Origin of the sequence: Stenotrophomonas sp. A3_2 (assembly GCF_036624925.1) — a bacterium.
In the GTDB taxonomy this organism is placed as follows: Bacteria; Pseudomonadota; Gammaproteobacteria; order Xanthomonadales; family Xanthomonadaceae; genus Stenotrophomonas; species Stenotrophomonas hibiscicola.
The window spans coordinates 1-23,016 of sequence record NZ_JAZKVY010000063.1; the positions used below are offsets into that span (position 1 = coordinate 1).

A 23,016-nucleotide genomic window follows, 5' to 3' on the forward strand; every position below is an offset into this window, starting at 1 on the left:
CCCGCAGGCTCTCGACGGTTTCCTGCGTGCGCGGCCAATGTAGAGCCGAGCCCACGCTCGGCTCAGGCCGACAGGAGTGGTCATGCGTGCTCGCGGCTGTTGAGTCCGCCTTGTAGCGAGCCGAGCACCGCAGGGGAATCAGGGGCGAAGAGGCGCCGCTGTTTGAGCGCAGCGAGTTCGGCGCCGTCCCCTGATTCACCGAGGAGCACAGGGCACCGGCGCGCAGCGCCGGCTCGCGGATGGCGGAGCGTTTCTTTGGTTACTTTCTTTTCGCGAAAAGAAAGTGACAAGCCCAATCATCGAGGGAGAGCAACGGCCCCAGCCAAACACCCGGCGCCGCCGAATCCGCTGTTAGCAGCGTCACTGCAGGTCGCGAAGATTCAATTTCCGCAATGTCGGGTTCTTCCACGCGGTGATCCCGGCCACGCTCAGCACCGCAAACCCACCCAGCACCACGGCCGGCACCAGGCCGAGCAGCTTCGCCATCGTGCCTGCATAGAACGCGCCCAGCTCGTTGGACGAACTGATGAAGATGCCGTTGATCGACGACACCCGGCCGCGCATCTCTTCCGGCGTGGCCAACTGCAGGATGGTCGATCGGATCACCACCGAGATGCCATCGAAGGCCCCGTAGAACAGCAGGATCAGCGCCGACAGCCAGAAGTGCTGCGACAGGCCGAAGCCGATCACGCACAGGCCGAAACCGGCCACCGCGAACAGCAACACGCGGCCGGCATTGCGGTGCAGCGGGTGGCGGGCCAGCCACAGGCCCACGCACACCGAGCCGAGCGCCGGCATCGCGCGCAGGATGCCCAGGCCTTCCGGACCGTGGTGCAGGATCTCGTGCAGGAAGGCCGGCAGCATCGCCACCACGCCCCCCAGCAGCACCGAGAACATGTCCAGCGCCATCGCCCCGACCATGATCCGGTTGCCGACCACGAAGCGCGCGCCTTCGGCGATGCTCTTGAAGATCGGCGCGGCGGGACCGGTGTGCACCGGTTCTTCCACCTTCAATGTAGCCAGGCAGGCCATCGCCACCAGCGCAAAGGCCGTAGCCACCGCGTAGGAGAGGCCCTTGCCGCCGAAGCCGACCAGCACGCCGCCCAGCGCCGGGCCGGCGACCATGCCGGCCTGGAACACCACCGCGCCGAGGCCTGCGCCGCGCGCGAACTGATCGCGGGCCAGCACGCGGGCGAACAGTGCGTTGTAGATAGGTGACAGGAAGGCGCGGACCATGCCGGTCAGGGCGATGGCTGCATAGATGGGCCACACGCCTTCAAACGGCAGCCAGCCCTTGGCCACGCTGGTCAGTACCAGCGCGGTGGCGATCAGCCCGGAACAGGCCGCCATGCCCAACCGACGCCGCGGCAGATGGTCGACCAGGTAGCCGGCGAATGGCGCCACGCAAAAGAACGGCAGCACCTCGGCCAGACCGATCAGGCCCAGCGAGAACGGATTGCGGGTGACTTCGTAGATGTGCCAGCCGACGGTGACTGCCACCACCTGGTAGGACAGCATCGCGAAGATGCGGTAGGCCAGCAGCTTGGCGAAGCCGGGCCGGGACAGCAGGCCCAGCGCGGTGTCCTCGGCTGTGGCAGGCTCGTTCACGACGGATCGCGCTGCAGCTGGGTCTGCGCGGTCTCGCGGATGAAGGCCAGCATCGCAGCCACACCATTGCTGCGGGTCGGAGACAGGTGGCGGGCCAGGCCGATGTCCTGGATATAGCTCGGTTCGGTGGCCAGGATCTCCCGCGCCGAGCGCCCGGAGTACACGCGCAGCGCCAGGAAGATCAGGCCGGAGACGATGGCCGAATCACTGATGGCATGGAAGCGCAGCGACTGCGCATTGCCTTCCGGCACGATCCAGACCATCGACTGGCAGCCGAGCAGGCGATGCTCTTCGGTCTTCCATTCTTCCGGGAAGGCCGGCAGCTTGCGGCCGAGGTCGATCAGGTACTGGTAGCGCTCGGACCAGTCGCCGAAGAAGCCGAATTCCTCGGCGATGGCGGTCTGGGCCTCGGCGGCGGTGGGTTCAAGCGGGAACGGGGAGTCGGTCACAACAGTCTCTACAGTGGGGGCGTGGCCGGCGGGCCGGCCACGGGGCAGGGCAGCAGGTCAGCCGCGCTTGCGCGACCAGCGCACGCCCTGCGGGGTGTCTTCCAGCACGATGCCTTCGGCGGCCAACTGGTCGCGGATGGCATCGGAACGGGCGAAGTCGCGCGCCTTCTTGGCCGCAGCGCGCTCGTCGATCAGGCCCTGGATACGGGCATCGTCGCCGTCAGCGCCCGCAGCGGTACCAAACCACTGCGCCGGATCGGCCTGCAGAAGGCCCAGCGCCAGGCCGGCACCGAGCAGCTCGGCCTTCAGGCGCGACTGTTCGGCCGGGTCCGTGGCACGACGCGCCTCGGCCGCGATGCGGGCCACTTCGGCCAGCGCCTGCGGGGTGTTGAGGTCGTCGTCGAGGGTCGCTTCGACCGTGGCCGGAATCACCGCGCTGGCCTCGACCGAGGCCAGTTCGCGCAGGGTGCCGTACAGGCGGTCCAGCGTACGCACCGACTGTTCGATCAGCGCATCGGACCAGTCCAGCGGTTGACGGTAGTGGGCCGACAGCAGGGCCAGGCGCAGTGCCTCCGGCGGATGCTGGCGAACCAGGTCATGCACGCGCTCGATGTTGCCCAGTGACTTGCTCATCTTGGCGCCGCCGAAGTTGAGCATGCCGTTGTGCAGCCAGTAGCGGGCGAAGATCCTGCCGCCATGCGCGCATTCGCTCTGCGCGATCTCGTTTTCATGGTGCGGGAACTGCAGGTCGACGCCGCCGGCATGGATGTCGATGGTCTCGCCCAGGTGGGCGGCGGCCATCGCCGAGCATTCGATGTGCCAGCCCGGGCGGCCACGGCCCCAGGGCGATTCCCAGCCGGGCAGGTCGTCGCTGGATGGCTTCCACAGCACGAAATCGCCCGGATCACGCTTGTAGGGGGCGACATCGACGCGGGCGCCAGCCAGCATCTCTTCCGGATCACGGCGCGAGAGCTTGCCGTAGCCTTCAAAGCTGGCCACCGCAAACAGCACGTGGCCTTCGGCGGCATAGGCATGACCACTGGCGATCAACTGCTCGATCATGGTGATGATCTGCGGCATGTGCGCGGTCACTTCCGGTTCGATGTCAGGCGGCACCACGCCCAGCGCGGCCATGTCTTCACGGTAGGCGGCGGCGAACCTGTCGGTGATGGTGCTGATCGGCACCCCCTGCTCGCGCGCGGCGGTGTTGATCTTGTCGTCCACGTCGGTGATGTTGCGGGCGTAGCGCAGTGCGCCGAAACGCCGCCGCAGCAGGTCGGCCAGCACCCCGAACACCACCGGGCCACGGGCGTTGCCGATGTGCACGTAGTTGTAGACCGTGGGGCCGCACACATACAGGGTCGGACAGGCCGGGTCGAGCGGGGTGAACGGTTCGAGCTGGCGAGTCAGGTTGTTGTGCAGGCGCAGGGTCATGGGGCTGTGGCTGGGGGACAAGTCCGTGATTTTAGAACGTGTCGCTCCCTTTGGGGGCGCTGGTTGCCACCGGTGGACGCCGGAGGGAGCCAGGGTGGGGTGGGCAGGAGCGGCGTGGACGGGTAATGTTCAGCCCCTTGCGCTCGCCACTGCCTACACTATCGCCGTGTCCTTGCTCCCGTCGCCACTGAAATCCACCGCATTGCTGCTGACCCTGGCCTGCCTGTCGGCGCTGCCCGCCGTGGTGCTGGCGCAGGAGGCCGAGCCCCGCAACCGGGTGGTGATCGTGGAGAACGTGAAGTTCGACTACGCCCAGGTACTGAACGTCGAGCCGGTATTCCAGACCCTGCGCGCGACCCGTACCGAGGAGCATTGCGAGCCGGTGTCGACCCGCACCCTGGCCCCGGTCAACGTGACCGGCGAGGAGCCGGTCGAGGACAAGGGCCGGATCAGCCGTTTCTGGGACTCGGTGCGCTCGATATTCAAGCGAAGCGACGAGGAGCCCTCCGAAGAGGCCGGCCCCGAAACGCCGGCCCCGGCGCCTGCCAACAATGGCCCGATGCTGACCCGTGACTGCCGCATCGTGCCGGTGGGGCGTGAATTCCGCCGGCCCATCGCCTACGACGTGGACTACGTCTACAAGGGCACCAAGTATCGGTCGCGGCTGCCGGAAGACCCGGGCAACCGGCTCAAGATCCGGGTGTCGATCACCCCCTGGGTCGGTCCTGAGCAGGGCGCCGCCGGCAATCCCTGATTCTGCGACCCCGGCCCCTTGCGCCGGTCACGGCCGCATGCAAAGATATTCGGCCATGAAGCTCACCGACTTCCAGCACGACAGCAGCGCAGCCCGACAGGCGTCGGGCATGACCTCGCGTGCGCGTCGACCGGAACCCCACATTCTCGCTGGGTAACCGGAGCTTTTTGCTGTTCGTCCGAAAAAAAACCCAGCCCGCCGGCTGGGTTTTTTCGTTTCCGCGTTCTGAAAGCTGCAACTGCAACCTTTTCGTTTCACCTTTGCTTCCTGTTTTCCCTTCCACCGCGCCGAACCCGGCGCCGCCACGCAAGGAAAGAAGATGTCCCCCAAGCACTTCCTGAACACCCAGGACTGGAGCCGCAGCGATCTCGACGCATTGCTGACCCAGGCCGCGCTGTTCAAGCGCAACAAGCTCGGCGACCAGCTCAAGGGCAAGTCGATCGCGCTGGTGTTCTTCAACCCGTCCATGCGCACCCGCACCAGCTTCGAACTGGGCGCGTTCCAGCTCGGCGCACATGCGGTGGTGCTGCAGCCGGGCAAGGATGCGTGGCCGATCGAGTTCAACCTCGGCACGGTGATGGACGGCGATACCGAGGAACACATCGCGGAAGTGGCCAAGGTGCTGGGCCGTTACTGCGACATCATCGCCGTGCGTGCGTTCCCGAAGTTCCAGGACTGGGCGTACGACCGCCAGGACATCGTCCTCAACAGCTTCGCCAGGTATTCGCCGGTGCCGGTCATCAACATGGAGACCATCACCCACCCGTGCCAGGAGCTGGCCCACATCATGGCGCTGCAGGAGCACTTCGGCACCCAGGACCTGCGTGGCAAGAAGTACGTGCTGACCTGGACCTACCACCCCAAGCCGCTCAACACCGCCGTGGCCAACTCGGCGCTGACCATCGCCACCCGCATGGGCATGGACGTGACACTGCTTTGCCCGACCGCCGACTACATCCTCGACGAGCGCTACATGGGCTGGGCCGAGCAGAACGTGGCCGAGAGCGGTGGTTCGCTGAAGATCAGCCATGATGTCGACAGCGCCTACGCCGGCGCCGACGTGGTTTACGCCAAGAGCTGGGGAGCGCTGCCGTTCTTCGGCAACTGGGAACCGGAAAAGCCGATCCGCGACCAGTTCAAGCACTTCATCGTCGACGAACGCAAGATGGCGCTGACCAACAACGGTGTGTTCAGCCACTGCCTGCCGCTGCGTCGCAACGTGAAGGCCACCGATGCGGTGATGGATTCGCCGCAGTGCATCGCCATCAACGAAGCCGAGAACCGCCTGCACGTGCAGAAGGCGATCATGGCCGCGGTTGCCGGGCGCTGATTTTTTCCGATTCAATCATTTCCGCCGGGCACGGCCCGGCGCTACCAGGACATACCCTCCCCATGAGCAATAAAGACGTCGTTCTCGCCTTCTCCGGCGGCCTGGATACCAGCTTCTGCGTGCCCTACCTGCAGGAGCGTGGCTACAACGTGCACACCGTGTTCGCCGACACCGGCGGCGTGGATGATGAAGAGCGCGATTTCATCGAAAAGCGCGCCGCCGAGCTGGGCGTGACCAGCCATGTCACTGTGAACGGTGGCCCGGCGATCTGGGAAGGCTTCGTCAAGCCGTTCGTGTGGGCCGGCGAAGGCTACCAGGGCCAGTACCCGCTGCTGGTGTCGGACCGCTACCTGATCGTGGATGCCGCGCTGAAGCGTGCCGCCGAACTGGGCACCAACATCATCGCCCACGGCTGCACCGGCATGGGCAATGACCAGGTCCGCTTCGACCTGGCCGTGAAGGCGCTGGGTGACTACCAGATCATCGCGCCGATCCGCGAGATCCAGAAGGAACACACCCAGACCCGTGCCTACGAGCAGAAATACCTGGAAGAGCGCGGCTTCGGCGTGCGCGCCAAGCAGCAGGCCTACACCATCAACGAGAACCTGCTGGGCGTGACCATGTCCGGTGGCGAGATCGACCGTTGGGAAACCCCGGGCGAAGGTGCGCGTGGCTGGTGCTCGCCGCGCAGCGAATGGCCGGAACAAGCGCTGACCGTCACCCTGAAGTTCATTGAAGGCGAAGCGGTTGAACTGAACGGCAAGGCGCTGCCGGGCGACCAGATCCTGGCCCAGCTCAACAAGCTGTTCGCCCCGTATGGCGTGGGTCGCGGCGTCTACACCGGCGACACCGTGATCGGCCTGAAGGGCCGCATCGTGTTCGAGGCCCCGGGCCTGGTCTCGCTGCTGGCCGCACACCGCGCGCTGGAAGATGCGGTGCTGACCAAGCAGCAGAACCGCTTCAAGCCGGACGTGGCACGCAAGTGGGTGGAGCTGGTGTACGAAGGCTTCTACCACGACCCGCTGAAGACCGACATCGAAGCCTTCCTGAAGTCCTCGCAGGCCAAGGTCAACGGTGAAGTGGTGCTGGAAACCCGTGGTGGCCGCGTCGATGCGGTGGCCGTGAAGTCGCCGCACCTGCTCAACACCAAGGGTGCCACCTACGCGCAGTCGGCCGACTGGGGCGTGGAGGAGGCTGAAGGCTTCATCAAGCTGTTCGGTATGAGCTCGACGCTTTACGCGCAAGTCAATCGCTGAGCGATTGAATTGCGCGCGCGTCTCCCGCGCATTCCACCTTAACCCTGCGCCGTTGGCGCGCCCCCTTCAACAAGAAGGGGGCTCTCCACCAGACGCATCACGGTAGCGCCGGGCCATGCCCGGCGGAATTCCACAGGATCTTTGTTTCATGCTTGAACAGACGCTCGATCACCTGCAGGTCCTGGTGTCCTTCGACACCCGCAACCCGCCGCGCGCGATCACCACCGGTGGCATCTTCGATTACCTGCGCGCGAACCTGCCCGGCTTCAACGTCGAGGTGATCGACCACGGCGCCGGTGCGGTCAGCCTGTACGCCGTGCGCGGGACGCCGAAGTACCTGTTCAACGTACATCTTGATACCGTGCCCGATTCGCCGCACTGGAGCGCCGACCCGCACGTGATGCGCCGCCTGGACGACCGCGTGGTCGGTCTGGGCGTGTGTGACATCAAGGGCGCGGCCGCCGCACTGGTGGCCGCAGCCAATGCCAGCGACGGTGACGCGGCCTTCCTGTTCTCCAGCGATGAAGAAGCCAACGATCCGCGCTGCATCGCCGCGTTCCTGGCCCGTGGCCTGCCGTATGAAGCGGTGCTGGTGGCCGAGCCGACCATGAGCGAAGCGGTGCTGGCGCATCGCGGCATCAGCTCGGTGCTGATGCAGTTCGCCGGTCGTGCCGGGCACGCCTCGGGCAAGCAGGATGCGGCTGCCAGCGCGCTGCACCAGGCGATGCGCTGGGGCAACCGCGCGCTGGACCATGTGGAATCGCTGGCGTCGGCGCGCTTCGGTGGGCTGACGGGCCTGCGCTTCAACATCGGTCGCGTCGAAGGCGGGATCAAGGCCAACATGATCGCGCCCGCTGCCGAAGTGCGCTTCGGTTTCCGGCCGCTGCCGTCGATGAACATCGACGCGTTGCTGGCCACCTTCGCCGGGTTCGCCGAGCCGGAAGCGGCGGTATTCACCGAGACCTTCCGTGGCCCCAGCCTGCCGGCCGGCGACATCGCCGAAGCCGAGAACCGCCGCCTGCTGGCACGTGACGTGGCCGACGCGCTTGAGCTGCCGATCGGCAACGCCGTGGACTTCTGGACCGAGGCCTCGCTGTTCTCCGCCGCCGGTTACACCACCCTGGTGTTTGGCCCGGGCGATATTGCCCAGGCCCACACCGCCGATGAGTTCGTGACGCTGGACCAGCTGCAGCGCTACACCGACGCCGTGCACCGCATCATCGCCGCCGGCGCCTGATTCTTCCCTTTCCGACGAAACCGAAATGTCTCCTGCCCTCCAGCCCCACCGCCAGACCCGCCAGACCATCGTGCGCCTGCTTTCCAGCATGGCCAGCGCGAAGGAGATCAGCCAGTACCTCAAGCGCTTTTCGCAGCTGGATGCCAAGCGCTTCGCCGTGGTCAAGGTCGGCGGCGCGGTGCTGCGCGACGATCTCGACGCGCTGACCTCTTCGCTGTCGTTCCTGCAGGAAGTCGGGCTGACCCCGATCGTGCTGCACGGCGCCGGCCCGCAGCTGGATGCCGAGCTGTCGGCGGCCGGCATCGACAAGCAGACCGTGAACGGCCTGCGCGTGACTTCGCCGGAAGCACTGGCGATCGTGCGCCGGGTGTTCCAGCAGTCCAACCTGCGCCTGGTCGAGGCGCTGCAGCAGAACGGCGCGCGCGCCACCTCCATCACCGGTGGCGTGTTCGAGGCCGAGTACCTGGACGTGGATACCTACGGCCTGGTCGGCGAGGTGAAGAAGGTCAACCTGGCGCCGATCGAGGCCAGCCTGCGTGCGGGCTCGATCCCGGTCATCACCAGCCTGGGTGAAACCGCCGGTGGCCAGATCCTCAACGTCAACGCCGACTTCGCCGCCAACGAGCTGGTGCAGGAACTGCAGCCGTACAAGATCATCTTCCTGACCGGCACCGGCGGCCTGCTGGACGAGGCGGGCAACGTGATCGATTCGATCAACCTGTCCACCGAGTACGACCACTTGATCGCGCAGCCGTGGATCCACGGCGGCATGAAGGTGAAGATCGAACAGATCAAGGATCTGCTCGATCGCCTGCCGCTGGAATCGTCGGTGTCGATCACCCGCCCGGCCGACCTGGCCAAGGAACTGTTCACCCACAAGGGCTCGGGCACGCTGGTACGCAAGGGCGAGAAAGTACTGCGCGCCACCGCCTGGGACGAACTGGACCTGCCGCGCCTGAAGGGCCTGATCGAATCCAGTTTCGGCCGCACCCTGGTGCCGGACTACTTCGAGAAGACCAAACTGTTGCGTGCCTATGTCAGCGAGAACTACCGCACCGCGGTCATCCTCACCGACGAGGCCGAAGGCGTGTACCTGGACAAGTTCGCCGTGCTCGACGACGCACAGGGCGAAGGCCTCGGCCGTGCGGTCTGGAACGTGATGCTGGAAGAAACGCCGCAGCTGTTCTGGCGCTCGCGCCATGGCAACCCGATCAATCACTTCTACTACGCCGAGTCCGATGGCTGCTACAAGCAGGATCAGTGGAAGGTATTCTGGTTCGGTGCCGATGGCATCGACCGGATCAAGACCTATGTCGATCATTGCGCGCAGCGCACCCCGAGCCTGCAGGGCTGAGCAATGAGCAACCTCGATGCCTGGAACACGGTTCCTACCCTGCGCGGCCAGCACGTAACCCTGCAGCCGCTGCAGATGGAGCACGTGCCCGGCCTGCGCGATGCGCTTGAAGGCAGCGGCCTGGACCAGCTCTGGTACACCCAGGTGCCATCGCCGGAACAGGCCGAGGCCTATGTGCGGGCCGCGTTGCAGGCGCAGAGCGAAGGCAAGGTGCTGCCGTTCGTGATCCGTGATGCGGCGGGTGACATCATCGGCAGCACGCGCTTCTACGACATGGATGCCAGCGTGCCCAGGCTCAGCCTCGGCTACACCTGGTACACGCCGCGCGTGCAGCGCACCGGCGCCAACACCGAAGCCAAGCTGTTGCTGCTGCAGCACGCCTTCGAGGCCATGGGCTGCATCAGCGTGGTACTGGAAACCAGCTGGTTCAACGTCACCTCGCGCACCGCCATCGCGCGCTTGGGCGCCAAGCAGGATGGCGTGCTGCGCAACCACAAGCGGCATGCCGATGGCACGCCGCGCGATACCGTCATCTTCTCCATCATCGATGCGGAATGGCAGGGCGTGAAGCGCCACCTGCAGTACCGCCTGGACAGTCACGCATGAACGATTCGACCTTTACCCTGGGCATCGTCGGTGCCCGCGGCCATACCGGCGCCGAGCTGATCAAGCTGGTGGCCGCCCATCCGCGGCTGGAACTGGCTTTCGTCTCCTCGCGCGAGCGCGCCGGGCAGCGCCTGTCCGACCACCACCCGGAATTCCAGGGCGAGCTGCAGTACGAAAACCTGGACGCCGACGCAGTGGCGGCCAAGGGCGTGGATGCGGTGATCCTGGCCCTGCCCAACGGCTTGGCCGCGCCGTTCGTGGCCGCGCTGGAGGCGGCGAAGGCGGACACCGTCATCGTCGACCTCTCGGCCGACTACCGCTTCGACAACAGCTGGTATTACGGCCTGCCGGAGCTGACCCGCGGCCGCTACAACGGCCAGAAGCACATCAGCAACCCGGGCTGCTATGCCACGGCGATGCAGCTGGCGGTGCATCCGCTGCTGGACCTGCTGGCCGGTCCGCCGCAGTGCTTCGGTGTCTCCGGCTACTCCGGCGCCGGTACCACGCCGTCGGACAAGAACAACGTCGAACTGCTGGCCGACAACCTGATGCCCTACGCGCTGACCAACCACGTGCATGAGCGGGAGGTGTCGGTGCAGCTGGGTGTGGCTGTTGAATTCATGCCACATGTCGCGCCGCATTTCCGGGGCATCACGCTTACCGCCAACCTGTGGCTGAACCGCGTGCAGACCCGCGAACAGATCGTCGAGCGCTTCCAGCAGGCCTATGCCGGCGAACCCCTGATCGACGTGGTGGATGAAGCGCCGTGGGTCAGCCGTATCGCCGGCCGACACGGTGCCCAGGTCGGTGGCTTCACGCTCGCGCCGGGCGGCAAGCGGGTCGTCGTGGTGGCGACCCTGGACAACCTGCTGAAGGGCGCGGCCACCCAGGCCATGCAGAACCTCAACCTCGCGCTTGGCATCGACGAACTGACGTCGATCCCGCACTGAATACGCATTCCGGAGCCCCCATGGCAGACCTTCTTTGGCAGAAGCCCGGCGTCGCCGTCGACGCCCAGATCCAGACCTTCCTCGCCGGCGACGACGTGATCCTCGACCGCGAGTTCTTCCTGCATGACATCACTGCCAGCGCCGCGCATGCGCAGGGCCTGCAGCACATCGGCATCCTCAGCGCCGATGAACTGGCAGAACTGCTGCGCGAACTGGAGATCCTGGCGCAGGACTTCCGCGAAGGCCGCTTCGTGCTCGATACCCAGTACGAGGATGGTCACTCGGCGATCGAAGCGCGCCTGACCGAACGCCTCGGCGATGCCGGCCGCAAGATCCACACCGGCCGCAGCCGCAACGACCAGATCCTGGTCGCCACCCGCCTCTGGCTGAAGGAGAAGCTGCAGCGCGTGGCACAGCTCAGCGCCGAAGCGGCCAAGGTTGCGCTGGACCGCGCACAGGCCGAGAAGGACCTGCCGATTCCCGGCTACACCCACATCCAGCGCGCCGTAGTGTCCTCGGCCGGCATGTGGTGGGCGGGCTGGGCCGAGGCCTTCATCGACAACGCCATCCGCGCCCGCGATACCCATGCGCTGGTCGACGCCAATCCGTTGGGTACCGCTGCCGGCTACGGCGTGAACCTGCCGCTGGACCGCGAGCACACCACGGCGGCGCTCGGCTTCGCGCGCATGCAGATCTCGCCGATCTATGCGCAGCTGTCGCGTGGCAAGTTCGAGCTGGCTGCACTGGAAGCGCTCGGTGGCGCCACGCTGGACCTGCGCCGCATTGCCTGGGACCTGTCACTGTTCACCAGCGCCGAGTTCGGCTTCGTCGCGCTGCCGGCGCAGTACACCACCGGCAGTTCGATCATGCCCAACAAGCGCAATCCGGATGTGATCGAGCTGATGCGTGCCACCCACGCCAGCGTCGCCGCTGCGCGCACCGAGATCGAGCAGCTGCTGTCGCTGCCGTCCGGCTACCATCGCGACCTGCAGTCGTCCAAGGGGGCCATCTTCCACGGCTTCGGCCGTGGCCTGGCCGCGCTGGAACTGCTGCCGGCGCTGCTGGCCAATCTGGAATGGCGTGACGACAAGCTGCGCGCGGCGATTGATTCGGGCATGTATGCCACCGACGTTGCGGTGGAAGCGGCGGTGGCTGGCGTGCCGTTCCGCGAGGCCTACAAGGCCGCAGCTGCCGGTGCCGACAGTGCAGGGCAGGGGCGTACCCCGGAAGGCAGCCTCGCCGCGCGCGTGTCGCCGGGTTCGGCCGCCGACCTGCGCCTGGACGAACTGCGCGCGCGCTGGCAGGCGCTGTCCTGATGGCGGGCACTGTCTACCTGGTGATGGCGATGCGCCGGCCGGACTTCAACGATGCAGCGGTGCAGCCGCACCGCGATTTCCTCGATGCGTTGCAGGCGCAGGGCAAGCTGCAGCTGACTGGTGGTTTCGCCGACGGCAGTGGTGGCGCCTATGTGCTGTGCAACGTGGACAGCCTGGCGCAGGCGCAGGCCATCGTCGCCACCGATCCGCTGGTGACGATGCATGCCTCCGACCTGACCGTGCACGAATGGAACACCCGCTGAGGCCCTGACTGATGACTCTGCATGCCAGCCACGTCGCTTCGCCGTTCCCGGAACAGGCGCTGCCGCCGTGGCGGCGTGCGGTGCTGAAAGTGGGCAGCAGCCTGCTCGCCGCCGATGGCGGCGGCCTGTCGCCCCGCCACGCGCTGGGCCTGGCACAGTTCGTTTCTGCCAATGTACTGGCCGGACGTGAGGTGGTGATCGTGTCGTCCGGTGCGGTTGCGGCCGGGCGGGCGATCCTGCCGCGGGCCGATGAGCCCGGCGCGGCGATGGCGGCACGGCAGGCGCTGGCCGCGCTTGGCCAGGCCCAGCTGATCGGGCTCTGGCAGCGCTTCTTCGAGCGCCCGGTGGCGCAGGTGCTGCTGACCCATGACGACCTGCGCAACCGCCGCCGCTACCTCAACGCACGCGCCACGCTCAACGAACTGCTGCGGCTGGGCGCGTTGCCGGTGGTCAACGAGAACGACACTGTGTCGGTGGACGAACTCAAGCTCGGCGACAACGACAACCTGGCCGCCACCGTGGCCGCGCTGGTTGATGCCGATGCGCTGTTCATTGCCACCGACATCGACGGACTGTACAGCGCCGACCCGCGCACCGTGGCCGATGCGCGGCCGTTGCACGACGTGCCGGAACTGAGTGACGAGGTGCTGGCCATGGCCGGCGGCGCCGGCTCGCGCGCCGGTACCGGCGGCATGCGGACCAAGCTGGAAGCGGCAGCGAAGGCGGGGCGTCTCGGCATCGAAACCTATCTGTTCAATGGCCGCAGCGGTGACGTGGTACGCGCGCTGGCCCAGGACCGCCTGTTCGGTACCCGTATCCACGCCGCGCGCAGCCGTGAGGCGGCCCGCAAGCACTGGCTGCGGCACGCGCCGCTGGTCGAGGGTGCTATCGTGATCGATGCCGGCGCGGCGCAGGCGATGCGCGAGAAGGGCGCCTCGCTGCTGCCCGGCGGCATCACCGGCGCGGAGGGCATGTTCCGCCGTGGCGATATGGTGCAGGTGTGCTGGAACGCGCCACAGGGCCGCGTCTGCGTGGCGCGCGGAGTCAGCCAGTACGCGGCCGATGATGTGCGCCGGATCGCCGGCCGCCATTCGCGCGACATCGAGGCCGTGCTGGGCTACAACTACGGCGGTAGCGTCGTCCATCGCGACGACCTGGTGCTGCCATGACCGGATTGAAGGACTCGCCGATGAGCGAAATCGAAGCGCAGGCGCGTGCCTGCCGTGACGCGGCCCAGACCGTTGCCGGCCTCGACAGTGCGACGCGCCGCACGCTGCTGCTGGCGATGGCCCAGGCACTGGAAGTGAATGCCGGGCTGATCCTGGCCGGTAATGCGCGCGACCTTGCCGCTGCGCGCGAGAAGGGCATTGGCAGTGCCATGCTCGACCGCCTGGCGCTGGACCCGGCACGCCTGTTCGCAATGGCCGAAGCCGTGCGAGAGGTCGCCGCGCTGCCCGATCCCGTCGGCCAGATCACCCGCGACGATGTGCGTCCAAACGGCATCCGCGTGCAGAAGGTGCGCGTGCCGCTGGGCGTGATCGCGATGATCTACGAGGCGCGCCCGAACGTGACCGCCGAAGCGGCCGCGCTGTGCCTGAAGGCCGGCAATGGCGTGATCCTGCGCGGCGGTTCCGAAGCGATCCACTCCAACACCGCCATCGCCCAGGCGCTGGCCGGCGCCCTGCAGGCCAATGGCGTACCGGCGGCGGCAGTGACCGTGCTGACCGACCTGCGCCGCGAAGCAATGCTGGAACTGCTGCAGCAGCATGAACTGATCGATCTGGCGATTCCGCGCGGCGGCGAAGGCCTGATCCGCTTCGTTGCCGAGCATGCGCGGGTGCCGGTGATCAAGCACTACAAGGGTGTCTGCCACCTGTTCGTGGATGCCAGCGCCGACCTCGGCAAAGCCATCGACCTTCTGGTGGACGGCAAATGCAGCCGTCCGTCGGCCTGCAACTCGCTGGAGACCCTGCTGGTGCACCGCGATGTGGCCGAAGCGTTCCTGCCGCGCGTGGCACAGGCGCTCGGCGAGCGCGGCGTGGAGCTGCGCGCCGACGCGGCTGCGCAGCCGTTGCTGCCGGGTAGCACCGCAGCCACCGATGCGGATTACGCCGCCGAGTTCCTGGATCTGGTACTGGCCGTGCGGGTGGTGGATGACCTCGATGCGGCCATCGCGCACATCCGCCGCTATACCTCCGACCATACCGAAGTGATTGCGACCGAAGACGCGGTCCACGCCGAGCGCTTCGTCAACGCGCTGCGTTCGGCGGTGGTGATGGTGAATGCCTCATCGCGCTTTTCCGATGGTGGGCAGTTGGGCCTGGGCAGCGAGATCGGTATTTCCACCACGCGCCTGCACGCCTACGGCCCGATGGGCCTGGAAGCACTCACCGTCGAACGATTTGTCGTGCGCGGTGAAGGGCAGACGCGCAAGTAGATCCACGCCGTGCGTGGATGCTCTTCGCGGTAGACCCCGGTGCCGACCAAGGTCGGCATCTACCAAAGCAAGTGCCGACCAGGGTCGGCACCCACCGGGTTGTCGGGTTACACCACCTCGCGGCGGATACCGATCGGCCGCGCGTGATCGTCCATGTGCAGCGTGGCGGCCTTGCAGCCCAGCAGGCGCTCGGCAAGGCCGGTGCTGGCACCCAGATCGGCCGCGACTTCATTGAGGCTGGCCAGTGGCCGCGGCAGGCGTCGCTCGTGGCCACGGAAGCGCGCGCGGTTGTACTCGGCCCAGCCGATCAGCAGCACGCTGGCACACAGCAGCATCAGCGGCAGTGCCACCACCACATAGGGGTCGAAGTGGCTTTGCCGTTCGTACAGCTGCTGCCAGGCCAGCTGGCCGCCGATCAGCCACGAGAACAGGGTCACCAACGGTGCCCACAGGTAGAAGTAGAACCCCCAGAACGCGAGGGTGACGAAGCCCCAGGCGGTGCGCTGGAAGCGTGGTTGGCGATGCGGCTTGCGGATCATCCGCGAGTCGAAGCGGTTGGACGGGCGTTGTGCGTTCATCGGATTCCCCGATCGGGACTGGTCCAGGTGGCGCGCTTGCTGCGACGGCGCAGCAGGGTCTTCGGCAACGCCACCAGGGTGGTGGAAAGACTGATCAGCCAGTACGCCATCGGGTACCAGATGACCCAGAAGTAGTTGCGTCCAATCTGTGTTTCGTAACGACGGTCGATGATCAGGCTGCTGGCGAACTGCATCAGGCAGACCAGGGCCAGGATCACGCCATGCCATTGCGGCAGCAGGCTGGCGATGTACAGCTGCGGCGGCATGTCGATGAGCTTGCCCAGCACCCACAGCACCACGATGAACAACATGGTGTAGGCCCAGATAACGCTCAGCACGTACTCCAGCAGCACGCCCCACATGCGCCGCTCCTTCCAGTGCAGCAGTGAACGCGCATGCCGCAGCATCACTTCCACGCCACCCTGCGCCCAGCGCAGCCGTTGCCGCCACAGGCCCTTCAGCGTTTCCGGCATCAGGATGAAGCACAGCGCGTTGGGTTCGTAGCGGATGTCCCAATGCGCCCGCTGCAGGCGCCAGCTGATGTCGATGTCCTCGGTCACCATGTCGTCCGACCACCAGCCGACCTGGTGCAGGGCGGTGCGGCGAAAGCCTGCGATCACTCCGGAGATGGTGAAGATGCGCCCGTACACGCGCTGCGCGCGCTTGATCATGCCGATGATCGACGAGAACTCGGCCACCTGCAGGCGTCCGAGCAGGGTGGAGCGGTTGCGGATGCGCGGATTGCCGGTCACCGCGCCGACCCGGTTGCCGCTCACCAGGTGCCAGATCATCCAGTGCAGCGCGTGCTCCTCCAGCATCGCGTCGCCATCGATGCACACCAGGTACTCCGAGCGGGCCGCCAGCGCACCCATGCGCAGCGCGTTGGCCTTGCCGAGGTTGCGGTCAAGGTGCAGCACGCGCAGCCGCGGATGCTTCGCCGCCAGCACGTCGAGCCGGGCGCCGGTGTCATCACTGCTGCCATCGTCGATGGCGATCACCTCGTAGTCGGCCGGATAGCGCTGTGCCAGCGCCGCGCCGAGCGTGTCGTCGAGGTTCGCGGACTCGTTGTGGCAGGGAATCAACAGGCTCGCGAACGGTGGATCGACCATCAGCGGCGGGTCGTTGCGTGGGCGCGAATGGCGTTCGCGCCGGAAGTAGTAATACAGGCCGCCCGACATCCAGAAGAACGCCATCACCATCGGGTAGTAGAAGGCGAACTGGAACAGGACCTGCAGCAGCGGATGCATGTCCATGTCACTTCTCCGGGTACGGGAAGTTGCCGGCGGACATCGCCGCGCGGGCATCATGGGTGGAAGGCTGGCCGGCGATGAAGTCATCCGGGTACCAGGCGAAGTGGTGCACGCCCTGCGCCTGCAGCTGGCGGATCTGCGCGCGCAGCCGCTCGGCGGGAATCGGTTGCCCGCTGCGCCAATCGACGGTCTGCAGTTCGAACAGGGTGTGCTGCAACTGGGGATCGTGCGCGCGCACCGCGGCCAGCAGCTGGTCGAGCCAGCGTTCCGGATGCCTGCTGCCTTCCATCCACGGCATCGCCATCAGTGCGGTCTGGTCGTAGGCCTTGTTGAACAGGTCCAGGCGCTGCGCGAACCAGGCCTCGCTCTGCGGACGCAGCACCGGCTCCGCGTACAGGTTGCGCACCGTGGCCAGCTTCGGCCGCCAACGCTGCGCACTGTCGCGCAGGGCCAGGGTGAAGTCGATCAGCGCCTGTGTGCGTGCGCTGCCGTCCGTACCGGCCGACAAGGTGGGCAGCTCGGTGTCGCGCAGGTAGCCATCATCATGGAAGAGCAGGCCTTCGAAATACGAATTGACGGCCAGATCCTCGTAGATGTCGAGCATGATCTGGCGTGCCTTCGGATTGGTGAAGTCCAGCCGGGACATGCCGTCGGCATCACCGTTGTGGATCGCCAGTGCCTTGCGCTGCACGGGGTCGGGCAGCTCGAAGCCGAGCACCGGCAGCCATGCGTAAACCTTCACCCCCGCGCGCGACTTCAGCTGCCAGGCGACCCGGCTGAACAGGTCCGCGCGCATCGGCATGTGCCGGTTGGGGAAGTACAGTGCATCGGCGGTGTTGTTGCCGTCCGGATCGGCGAACGCCTGCAGGTAGACGTGGGTGGGCGAGATGCGCTTGACCCGCTCGATCAGCGCATCGAGGTTGCGCCCCTGTTGCGCCGGGTCCGGGTCGTACACATCATCCAGGTCGACCTGCAACGCGCGGATGCCGTCGAGCGCAACGTCGCGCCGCAGCTCGTAGGCGAGGCCCTCCACGGTCGGGTTGTCGCTGACCAGGAAGCGCGCCAGCCCATGCAGGTCGCTGGCCACTGGCGTGCTGCGGCCTTCCAGATCGAAGGATACCGGCATGCCCAGCTGTTCGGCGATGTCGTTGCTCAACTGGTTGTAGGCCGCGTACGGCCAGACAATGGCGCGCGGGCGCACGCCCAGATGCTGCTGGATGCGCTGCACGCTGCGGCCGAGATCGGCGCGCAGGCGCTGCTCGTACTGCGCCTCGCTCTCGTAGCTGCGCGTGGCCGGCCGGTAGATGCGGGTGACCACCGCTGGCGTCGAATTGCCCTGCGGATTGGCAAGCACTCCGTGGTGCAGGTCGTCGGTATGGCTGACCACTTCGATCAGGCCGCTGTCGTGCATCTGCTTCAGCTGCGCCCAGGTAACGAAGTCATCGTGGCCGAACGGCCGGTAGCCATAGTCGATCGTGCGCCCGGGTGCCATGTCCACGTAATCGGTGATCACTGCCACCAGCGCCGGGTAGCGGTACGCCTGCAGCAGCGGGAACGCCTTGTCGTAGACGCTGCGCAGGCCATCATCGAAGGTCAGCAGTACGGGTTTCGGTGGCAGCGTGGCGCGTCCCTGGGAGGCGTCGATCACCTGCGACAGCGAGACCGGGTGATAACCATGCGCGCCGAGCCAGTCCAGGTGTGCGGCGAAGTTCTGCGTGCTCACCGCATAGGTATCGGCATCGCCCTTGGCCGCGACCCGGTCGCGGATGTCGTGGTAGCTGAGGATCAGCAGGCCGTTGTCAGTGGCATCGAGATGCAGGGCCTGCTGCGCGAACGCCGGCGGCGTGGCGGCCAGCAGCAGGAGCACGATCAGTCGCAGGATGCGGGCCATGTCACTCTCCCCAGCGCAGTGCGGCTTCGAAGCCGATATGACGCTCGCGGTGGCCGTCGTAGACCGGCCGCGACCAGCGCACGCCGTACTCGAACACGCGGCCCTGGCCCAGCTGCCATTCGTGCATGTAGGACACCGAAGGGACCAGAGCGCTGCCGAAGCCGTCCTGCCAGTAGTCACCCAGCGAGACCGTCAGGCGGTGCCGGAAGTGGCGCTCGTAGTGCCGCCACAGCTGCTGGTCGATGCGCAGCCCGATCTCGACCATGCGGTCGCGCTTCGGGTTGAAGTAGGGCGCGTCGTCGCGGCTGCCCCGGCTGGTGTAGGCACTGGCCAGGCCGTCGATCAACCAGCGCGGGCGGGTCAGCAGGCGCTGTTCGATGCTGGTGCTGAACAGCTCGCGGTGGTTGCCGTCGTCGTAGCGGAAGCGGCTGGCGCCGAATATCCAGTGGGTCAGCTCGCTGCGCCGGTAGTCGACCTGCGCGCTCACGCTGTCAGCGGTGATGCCCGCCACGCGCGCCTGCATCGAGGCTTCCGGGTCATTGCGTGCGGCCACCAGCCCGGCATGCCAGTAATCGTTGAACTGCCAACCCACGCCGATGCGCAGGCCGGTATCGCCAATGTGGTCGTTGGCGCGCAGTACCGCCGCTTCCGCATCCAGCTGGCCGAAGCGGTAGCGTACGCCCGCGCCCAGCCACAGCGGGTCGATGCGCTGGTCCTGGAAGTCGACCGAGCGCCTGTCGGCCAAGGCGAACAACCGCCAGCGGTCGTCGAGTACCGGTGTCTGCACTTCGACCCCATAGTGACGGTCGTTGTTGCCCAGCGGCGAGGTGCCGCCACCGCCGGAGCTGCGACCAGTGTCGGTCCATGCCTTCAGCTGCCAACCGCGATGCGCCCGCCAGGCCTGGTCCATGCGTTCGACGGCGGGTTGGGTCGGGTAGCGTGCGACAAGATCGTCGTGCAGTGGCCTTGCCAGGTCATCGCGCTGCAGGGCGACGTAGGCCTCCTCCATGCCCAGCCGCGGCTCGATGTCGCGAGGGTCCAGCGCATGTGCCATCTGCTGGCGCTGCAGTGCCATGCGTGGCCATCCGCGCATCATGTACACGCTGCCCAGCGCGCTCTGCAGTCCACCGTTGCCCGGTGCGATCTCCACCATTGATTCCAGGTCGCGCTGCGCGGTGGGCAGGTCACCGCTGTAGGCGCGTACCATCGCCAGGTTGAGGTCAGCTTCGTAGCGCGACCAGTTCGCGTATGGGGATTTGCCATTGCTCCAGCGCCACGCTGGTTCCTTGTCGCGCCATGCCTGCAGCAGGTCGATCGCCTTTTCCTGCTGCTCGCTTTCCAGGTAGGCGTAGGCCAGTTCCGAATGCGAGGCGTCGCGCGCCGGATCGCCAGCGACGGCCGCCTGCAGCACCGGGATGGCTTCTTCCGGATGCAGGGTGCCCATCAGCGAATCGCTGACCGCAGGCAGCACATAGTCGGGCAGGGCATGGCCTTCGGCCTGCAGTGCGCGGGCTTCCTCGCGCACCTGCGCATGGCGGCCCAGCCGGTTGAGCAGGATCAGCCGGTCCATGCGGACGCGAAGCGGCGCCTGCGCGGGCGGGGTGCCTTCGCTGCCCAGGTAGCGCTGCATGCGCGCCAGGGTCGATTCGGCTTCTTCCAGGCGGCTGTCTTCGCTGCTGCTGTAGGCCAGGCTCCACACCACCCGCTTGGCCAGGTAGTCGCCTTCGATGCGCTGCTTCTGTGCAGCGTCGAACAGCTGCGGGCGCTGCTGGTACAGCTCCCAGGCGCGCCAGGCGTTGCCGATGTCGCCCAAGGTCAGTACGCGCAGCTTGAACAGCAGGTCGTCGTTGGGTTGCTCTTGGCTGGCGCGCTCGATCGCGCCGAGGGCATCCAGCCAGCGGGCCTGGTCGCGGTAACGGCCGATCTCGGCCAGGGCCGCCTCGCGGTCAGGCGGGGCAGCGCTGCTGGCCCAGGCCAGGACGGTACAGGCAAAGCCGACGCAGAGCGCCAGCCGGCGGTGGACAACCATTGGGGACCCCCTTGGCTTCCGAACCAGACAACCTGAGAAATGTGACGCACATCACATGCCAGCTTTTGGCGTGGCCGTGGCCCGCGTCACTCCCTTCGTGCATTCCCGTCCAGCAAGGACGGATACAAACCCGGACAGCGACCTGCAATGTCTTGTCTGAAACGAGAGTCCCCCGCACACCGAATGGTGGCCTGGGCGGCGCTGCCGCCCCCATGCCCGATGCCGGCACGCGGCAAGGATGGGCATTCGTGGGCACTATCCGCCCGGAATTGTCAGCCCGGCGTCAAAATGCGCAGACGGGCTGACGAGCGGTAGGTGGGGCCGGTTGCGAGGCCCTGCGCGGCTTACCAGAGGTCTTCCAGCTTGCGCGGCTTGCAGGCCACCCAGGAGGCGCACAGCATCAGGGTGGCGCAGCCGAACAGGAAGCTGAACGGGAGCGTCCAGCCGTTGCTGACCGTATGCAGCCAGCCGACCAGGAACGGCCCCAGGCAGCTGAAGCTGTAACCCACGCCCTGCATGAAGCCGGACAGTGCCGCCGAGCCGGTGGGGGTGCGCGTGCGCAGGTTGATCAGGGTCAGCGCCAGCGGGAAGGTGGATGGACCGACGCCGAGCAGGCACGCCCACAGCAGGGGGGCCTTCATCGGTGCCAGCAGCAGGCCGGTGAAGGCGATCACGAACGAGAAGAAGCCGATCAGCACCAGCGGAAACGGGTTCTGCATGCGAACTGCCATGGATGGAATGACCAGCGACGGCAGCAGCCCGAGCGCCGAGAACACCGCCACCATCACGCCACCAAAGGCCGGTGTGCCGCCGGCCTCGACCACGATGCGTGGCAGCCAGGTGAACATCGAATAGGTCATCAGCGAAGTCATGCCGAACATCAGCGTCATGCTCCAGCCCAGCGACGTGCGCCAGACCTTTCCGTGCGGCTGTGCGGTCGGATCGGTGGCGCCGGTCAGCGGTTTCGGCGCGCGCCTGGCCAGCAGCAGCCACGGCAATGCGGCGGCCAGCGCCAGCAGTGCCCACATGCCCAGCGACACGCGCCAGCCAGCGGCGTTGGCCACCGGTACCGCCAGCAATGCGGGCAGCATGGTGCCCAGCTGCAGCACGCTGATGTAGAGCGTGCTCATGGTGCCGACCTTGTTGGCGAAGTAGCGCTTCACCAGCGGCGGCACCACCACGTTGCCGATGCCCATGCCGGCCAGTGCCAGCACCGAACCGAGCAGCAGCGTGCCGACGTTGCCGGCGCTGGAGCGCAGCAGCAGGCCGGCCATCGCCATCACCATCGCCAGCAGGGTGGTGCGCTCCAGGCCCAGGCGCCGCGCCAGCGTCGGCGTGGCCACGCCGAACAGCGCGAACGAGGCGGTCGGCAGCATGCCCAGCACGCCGGTCATGGTGGTACCGAAGCCGAACTGCTGGCCGAGTACGTCCAGCAGCGGGGTGATCGAGGTGACCGCAGTGCGCAGGTTGACCGCTGCCAGCAGGATCGCGGCAAACGCGAGGACACGACCGTGCAGCAGCGACGGCGAATCGGAAGTGGAGGAACTCATCGGTGGTCCTTGCAGGTGTCGCATGCCGCAGAAATGGCATGCAGCGCCGGCATCGGTCTACGCCGAAGCGGCAGGTGGGGGAGGGGCTGCTGGCGGGCCGGCAGCGCGGCCATTGTACGTGCGCTGCCTGGCAAGGTCCCGTCATGCGGGTGGCCTGGCGCCTGGTACAAAAAAACCCGGAGGACAGTGATGTCTTCCAGGCTTCTTGGTGACCACCGAAGTGGTCGGGGAGACAGGATTCGAACCTGCGACCTCTACGTCCCGAACGTAGCGCTCTACCAGACTGAGCTACACCCCGAAGGGGGCCGCCTATTCTAGCGATTCATCCCGATGGCGGCAAGGGGTGAACGCTGTTTTCTTCACACCGCAAAAGCGGTGCCACTTCAGGGAACAAAAAAGCCTGGGCGACATCACCAGGCTTCAATGCGACCACCGAAGTGGTCGGGGAGACAGGATTCGAACCTGCGACCTCTACGTCCCGAACGTAGCGCTCTACCAGACTGAGCTACACCCCGAAGGAGCCGCCTAAGATACCGTGTGAAGGCCAAGGCGGCAAGGTCTTTTTACATCTCAGCGACGATTTTCGTTCTCGATGCGGTTCTGCTCGCGGGCTTCGAACCACATGCCGTTGAGGATGGCCACCGTCGAGGCGAGGCCGGCACCGAGAATCCAGGCGAAATACCACATGATCAGTCTCCTTCATTCCGGGTAGGTGCCGACCGTT

20 protein-coding genes and 2 tRNA genes are annotated in these 23,016 nt (G+C 66.6%); 11 read left to right on the forward strand and 11 right to left on the reverse strand.

The window, feature by feature from the left end; all coding sequences use genetic code 11:
- Positions 1-360: 360 nt before the first annotated feature.
- The 3 genes from R5H29_RS01080 to cysS are packed head-to-tail and all read right to left on the reverse strand — an operon-like array spanning position 361 to position 3,491.
- A complete protein-coding gene (locus tag R5H29_RS01080) occupies positions 361-1,608 on the reverse strand; it encodes an MFS transporter (protein WP_111102822.1) in 1,248 nt (415 codons plus the stop codon).
- Entirely contained in the window at positions 1,605-2,057 is a 453-nt protein-coding gene (locus R5H29_RS01085; RefSeq protein ID WP_019660505.1) for a SufE family protein, read from the reverse strand. Before R5H29_RS01085 ends, R5H29_RS01080 begins: the two co-directional genes overlap by 4 nt.
- Before the next feature lie 57 nt (positions 2,058-2,114).
- Entirely contained in the window at positions 2,115-3,491 is a 1,377-nt protein-coding gene (cysS, locus tag R5H29_RS01090; RefSeq protein WP_058979683.1) for a cysteine--tRNA ligase, read from the reverse strand.
- Between the two features lie 166 nt (positions 3,492-3,657).
- On the opposite strand from cysS, the gene R5H29_RS01095 reads away from it, so the two are divergent.
- The 11 genes from R5H29_RS01095 to R5H29_RS01145 all read left to right on the forward strand — a co-directional run bounded on the left by R5H29_RS01095 (position 3,658) and on the right by R5H29_RS01145 (position 14,994).
- Positions 3,658-4,245, forward strand: coding sequence for a hypothetical protein (locus tag R5H29_RS01095; RefSeq protein WP_407073509.1), 588 nt, complete (start codon positions 3,658-3,660; stop codon positions 4,243-4,245).
- Positions 4,246-4,564: 319 nt separating this feature from the next.
- On the forward strand, positions 4,565-5,575 hold the full coding sequence (locus R5H29_RS01100) for an N-acetylornithine carbamoyltransferase (protein ID WP_019660502.1): 1,011 nt from the start codon (positions 4,565-4,567) through the stop codon (positions 5,573-5,575).
- Between the two features lie 62 nt (positions 5,576-5,637).
- Positions 5,638-6,831, forward strand: a complete 1,194-nt coding sequence (locus tag R5H29_RS01105; protein WP_021204186.1) for an argininosuccinate synthase — start codon at positions 5,638-5,640, stop codon at positions 6,829-6,831.
- 148 nt (positions 6,832-6,979) lie between these two features.
- Complete coding sequence (locus R5H29_RS01110) at positions 6,980-8,068, forward strand: acetylornithine deacetylase (protein ID WP_111097865.1); 1,089 nt, start codon at positions 6,980-6,982, stop codon at positions 8,066-8,068.
- 25 nt (positions 8,069-8,093) lie between these two features.
- The gene (locus tag R5H29_RS01115; protein WP_332328592.1) at positions 8,094-9,422 is read left to right on the forward strand and encodes an acetylglutamate kinase; all 1,329 of its coding nucleotides are present in this window, start codon (positions 8,094-8,096) and stop codon (positions 9,420-9,422) included.
- Positions 9,423-9,425: 3 nt separating this feature from the next.
- A complete protein-coding gene (locus R5H29_RS01120) occupies positions 9,426-10,028 on the forward strand; it encodes a GNAT family N-acetyltransferase (RefSeq protein ID WP_019660498.1) in 603 nt (200 codons plus the stop codon).
- Positions 10,025-10,978, forward strand: coding sequence for an N-acetyl-gamma-glutamyl-phosphate reductase (argC, locus tag R5H29_RS01125; protein WP_111102828.1), 954 nt, complete (start codon positions 10,025-10,027; stop codon positions 10,976-10,978). Before R5H29_RS01120 ends, argC begins: the two co-directional genes overlap by 4 nt.
- 20 nt (positions 10,979-10,998) lie before the next feature.
- On the forward strand, positions 10,999-12,294 hold the full coding sequence (gene argH / locus R5H29_RS01130) for an argininosuccinate lyase (RefSeq protein WP_155029862.1): 1,296 nt from the start codon (positions 10,999-11,001) through the stop codon (positions 12,292-12,294).
- Positions 12,294-12,557, forward strand: coding sequence for a YciI family protein (locus R5H29_RS01135; RefSeq protein WP_019660495.1), 264 nt, complete (start codon positions 12,294-12,296; stop codon positions 12,555-12,557). The genes argH and R5H29_RS01135 overlap by 1 nt, the downstream gene beginning before the upstream one ends.
- A gap of 11 nt (positions 12,558-12,568) precedes the next feature.
- Positions 12,569-13,726, forward strand: a complete 1,158-nt coding sequence (gene proB, locus R5H29_RS01140) for a glutamate 5-kinase (protein ID WP_019660494.1) — start codon at positions 12,569-12,571, stop codon at positions 13,724-13,726.
- Complete coding sequence (locus R5H29_RS01145; RefSeq protein ID WP_332328593.1) at positions 13,723-14,994, forward strand: glutamate-5-semialdehyde dehydrogenase; 1,272 nt, start codon at positions 13,723-13,725, stop codon at positions 14,992-14,994. The genes proB and R5H29_RS01145 overlap by 4 nt, the downstream gene beginning before the upstream one ends.
- Positions 14,995-15,101: 107 nt before the next feature.
- Here the strand turns inward: R5H29_RS01145 and pgaD are convergent, their stop codons facing one another.
- The 8 genes from pgaD to cydX all read right to left on the reverse strand — a co-directional run bounded on the left by pgaD (position 15,102) and on the right by cydX (position 22,979).
- Positions 15,102-15,572 (reverse strand): poly-beta-1,6-N-acetyl-D-glucosamine biosynthesis protein PgaD, encoded by a 471-nt coding sequence (gene pgaD / locus R5H29_RS01150; protein ID WP_332328594.1) that lies wholly within the window; start codon positions 15,570-15,572, stop codon positions 15,102-15,104.
- Complete coding sequence (gene pgaC / locus R5H29_RS01155; protein WP_021204194.1) at positions 15,569-16,825, reverse strand: poly-beta-1,6-N-acetyl-D-glucosamine synthase; 1,257 nt, start codon at positions 16,823-16,825, stop codon at positions 15,569-15,571. The genes pgaD and pgaC overlap by 4 nt, the downstream gene beginning before the upstream one ends.
- Before the next feature lies 1 nt (position 16,826).
- A complete protein-coding gene (gene pgaB, locus R5H29_RS01160) occupies positions 16,827-18,713 on the reverse strand; it encodes a poly-beta-1,6-N-acetyl-D-glucosamine N-deacetylase PgaB (protein WP_332328595.1) in 1,887 nt (628 codons plus the stop codon).
- A 1-nt stretch (position 18,714) separates the two neighbouring features.
- Positions 18,715-20,742 carry a poly-beta-1,6 N-acetyl-D-glucosamine export porin PgaA gene (gene pgaA / locus R5H29_RS01165; RefSeq protein ID WP_332328596.1) on the reverse strand — a complete coding sequence of 676 codons (2,028 nt, stop codon included), beginning with the start codon at positions 20,740-20,742 and terminating at the stop codon, positions 18,715-18,717.
- Positions 20,743-21,086: 344 nt separating this feature from the next.
- Positions 21,087-22,292 (reverse strand): MFS transporter, encoded by a 1,206-nt coding sequence (locus R5H29_RS01170; RefSeq protein ID WP_312544277.1) that lies wholly within the window; start codon positions 22,290-22,292, stop codon positions 21,087-21,089.
- A gap of 221 nt (positions 22,293-22,513) precedes the next feature.
- Positions 22,514-22,590: transfer RNA gene (locus tag R5H29_RS01175), tRNA-Pro, on the reverse strand.
- Between the two features lie 140 nt (positions 22,591-22,730).
- A tRNA-Pro gene (locus R5H29_RS01180) sits at positions 22,731-22,807 on the reverse strand.
- Positions 22,808-22,862: 55 nt separating this feature from the next.
- Complete coding sequence (cydX, locus tag R5H29_RS01185) at positions 22,863-22,979, reverse strand: cytochrome bd-I oxidase subunit CydX (protein WP_021204639.1); 117 nt, start codon at positions 22,977-22,979, stop codon at positions 22,863-22,865.
- Positions 22,980-23,016: the final 37 nt, after the last annotated feature.

Coding starts and splice junctions, on each gene's coding strand:
- cysS (WP_058979683.1), bottom strand. CDS start 3,491: ATGACCCTGCGCCTGCACAACAACCTGACTCGCCAGCTCGAACCGTTC.
- R5H29_RS01100 (WP_019660502.1), top strand. CDS start 4,565: ATGTCCCCCAAGCACTTCCTGAACACCCAGGACTGGAGCCGCAGCGAT.
- R5H29_RS01105 (WP_021204186.1), top strand. CDS start 5,638: ATGAGCAATAAAGACGTCGTTCTCGCCTTCTCCGGCGGCCTGGATACC.
- R5H29_RS01110 (WP_111097865.1), top strand. CDS start 6,980: ATGCTTGAACAGACGCTCGATCACCTGCAGGTCCTGGTGTCCTTCGAC.
- R5H29_RS01115 (WP_332328592.1), top strand. CDS start 8,094: ATGTCTCCTGCCCTCCAGCCCCACCGCCAGACCCGCCAGACCATCGTG.
- R5H29_RS01120 (WP_019660498.1), top strand. CDS start 9,426: ATGAGCAACCTCGATGCCTGGAACACGGTTCCTACCCTGCGCGGCCAG.
- argC (WP_111102828.1), top strand. CDS start 10,025: ATGAACGATTCGACCTTTACCCTGGGCATCGTCGGTGCCCGCGGCCAT.
- argH (WP_155029862.1), top strand. CDS start 10,999: ATGGCAGACCTTCTTTGGCAGAAGCCCGGCGTCGCCGTCGACGCCCAG.
- R5H29_RS01135 (WP_019660495.1), top strand. CDS start 12,294: ATGGCGGGCACTGTCTACCTGGTGATGGCGATGCGCCGGCCGGACTTC.
- proB (WP_019660494.1), top strand. CDS start 12,569: ATGACTCTGCATGCCAGCCACGTCGCTTCGCCGTTCCCGGAACAGGCG.
- R5H29_RS01145 (WP_332328593.1), top strand. CDS start 13,723: ATGACCGGATTGAAGGACTCGCCGATGAGCGAAATCGAAGCGCAGGCG.
- pgaD (WP_332328594.1), bottom strand. CDS start 15,572: ATGAACGCACAACGCCCGTCCAACCGCTTCGACTCGCGGATGATCCGC.
- pgaC (WP_021204194.1), bottom strand. CDS start 16,825: ATGGACATGCATCCGCTGCTGCAGGTCCTGTTCCAGTTCGCCTTCTAC.
- pgaB (WP_332328595.1), bottom strand. CDS start 18,713: ATGGCCCGCATCCTGCGACTGATCGTGCTCCTGCTGCTGGCCGCCACG.
- pgaA (WP_332328596.1), bottom strand. CDS start 20,742: ATGGTTGTCCACCGCCGGCTGGCGCTCTGCGTCGGCTTTGCCTGTACC.
- R5H29_RS01170 (WP_312544277.1), bottom strand. CDS start 22,292: ATGAGTTCCTCCACTTCCGATTCGCCGTCGCTGCTGCACGGTCGTGTC.
- cydX (WP_021204639.1), bottom strand. CDS start 22,979: ATGTGGTATTTCGCCTGGATTCTCGGTGCCGGCCTCGCCTCGACGGTG.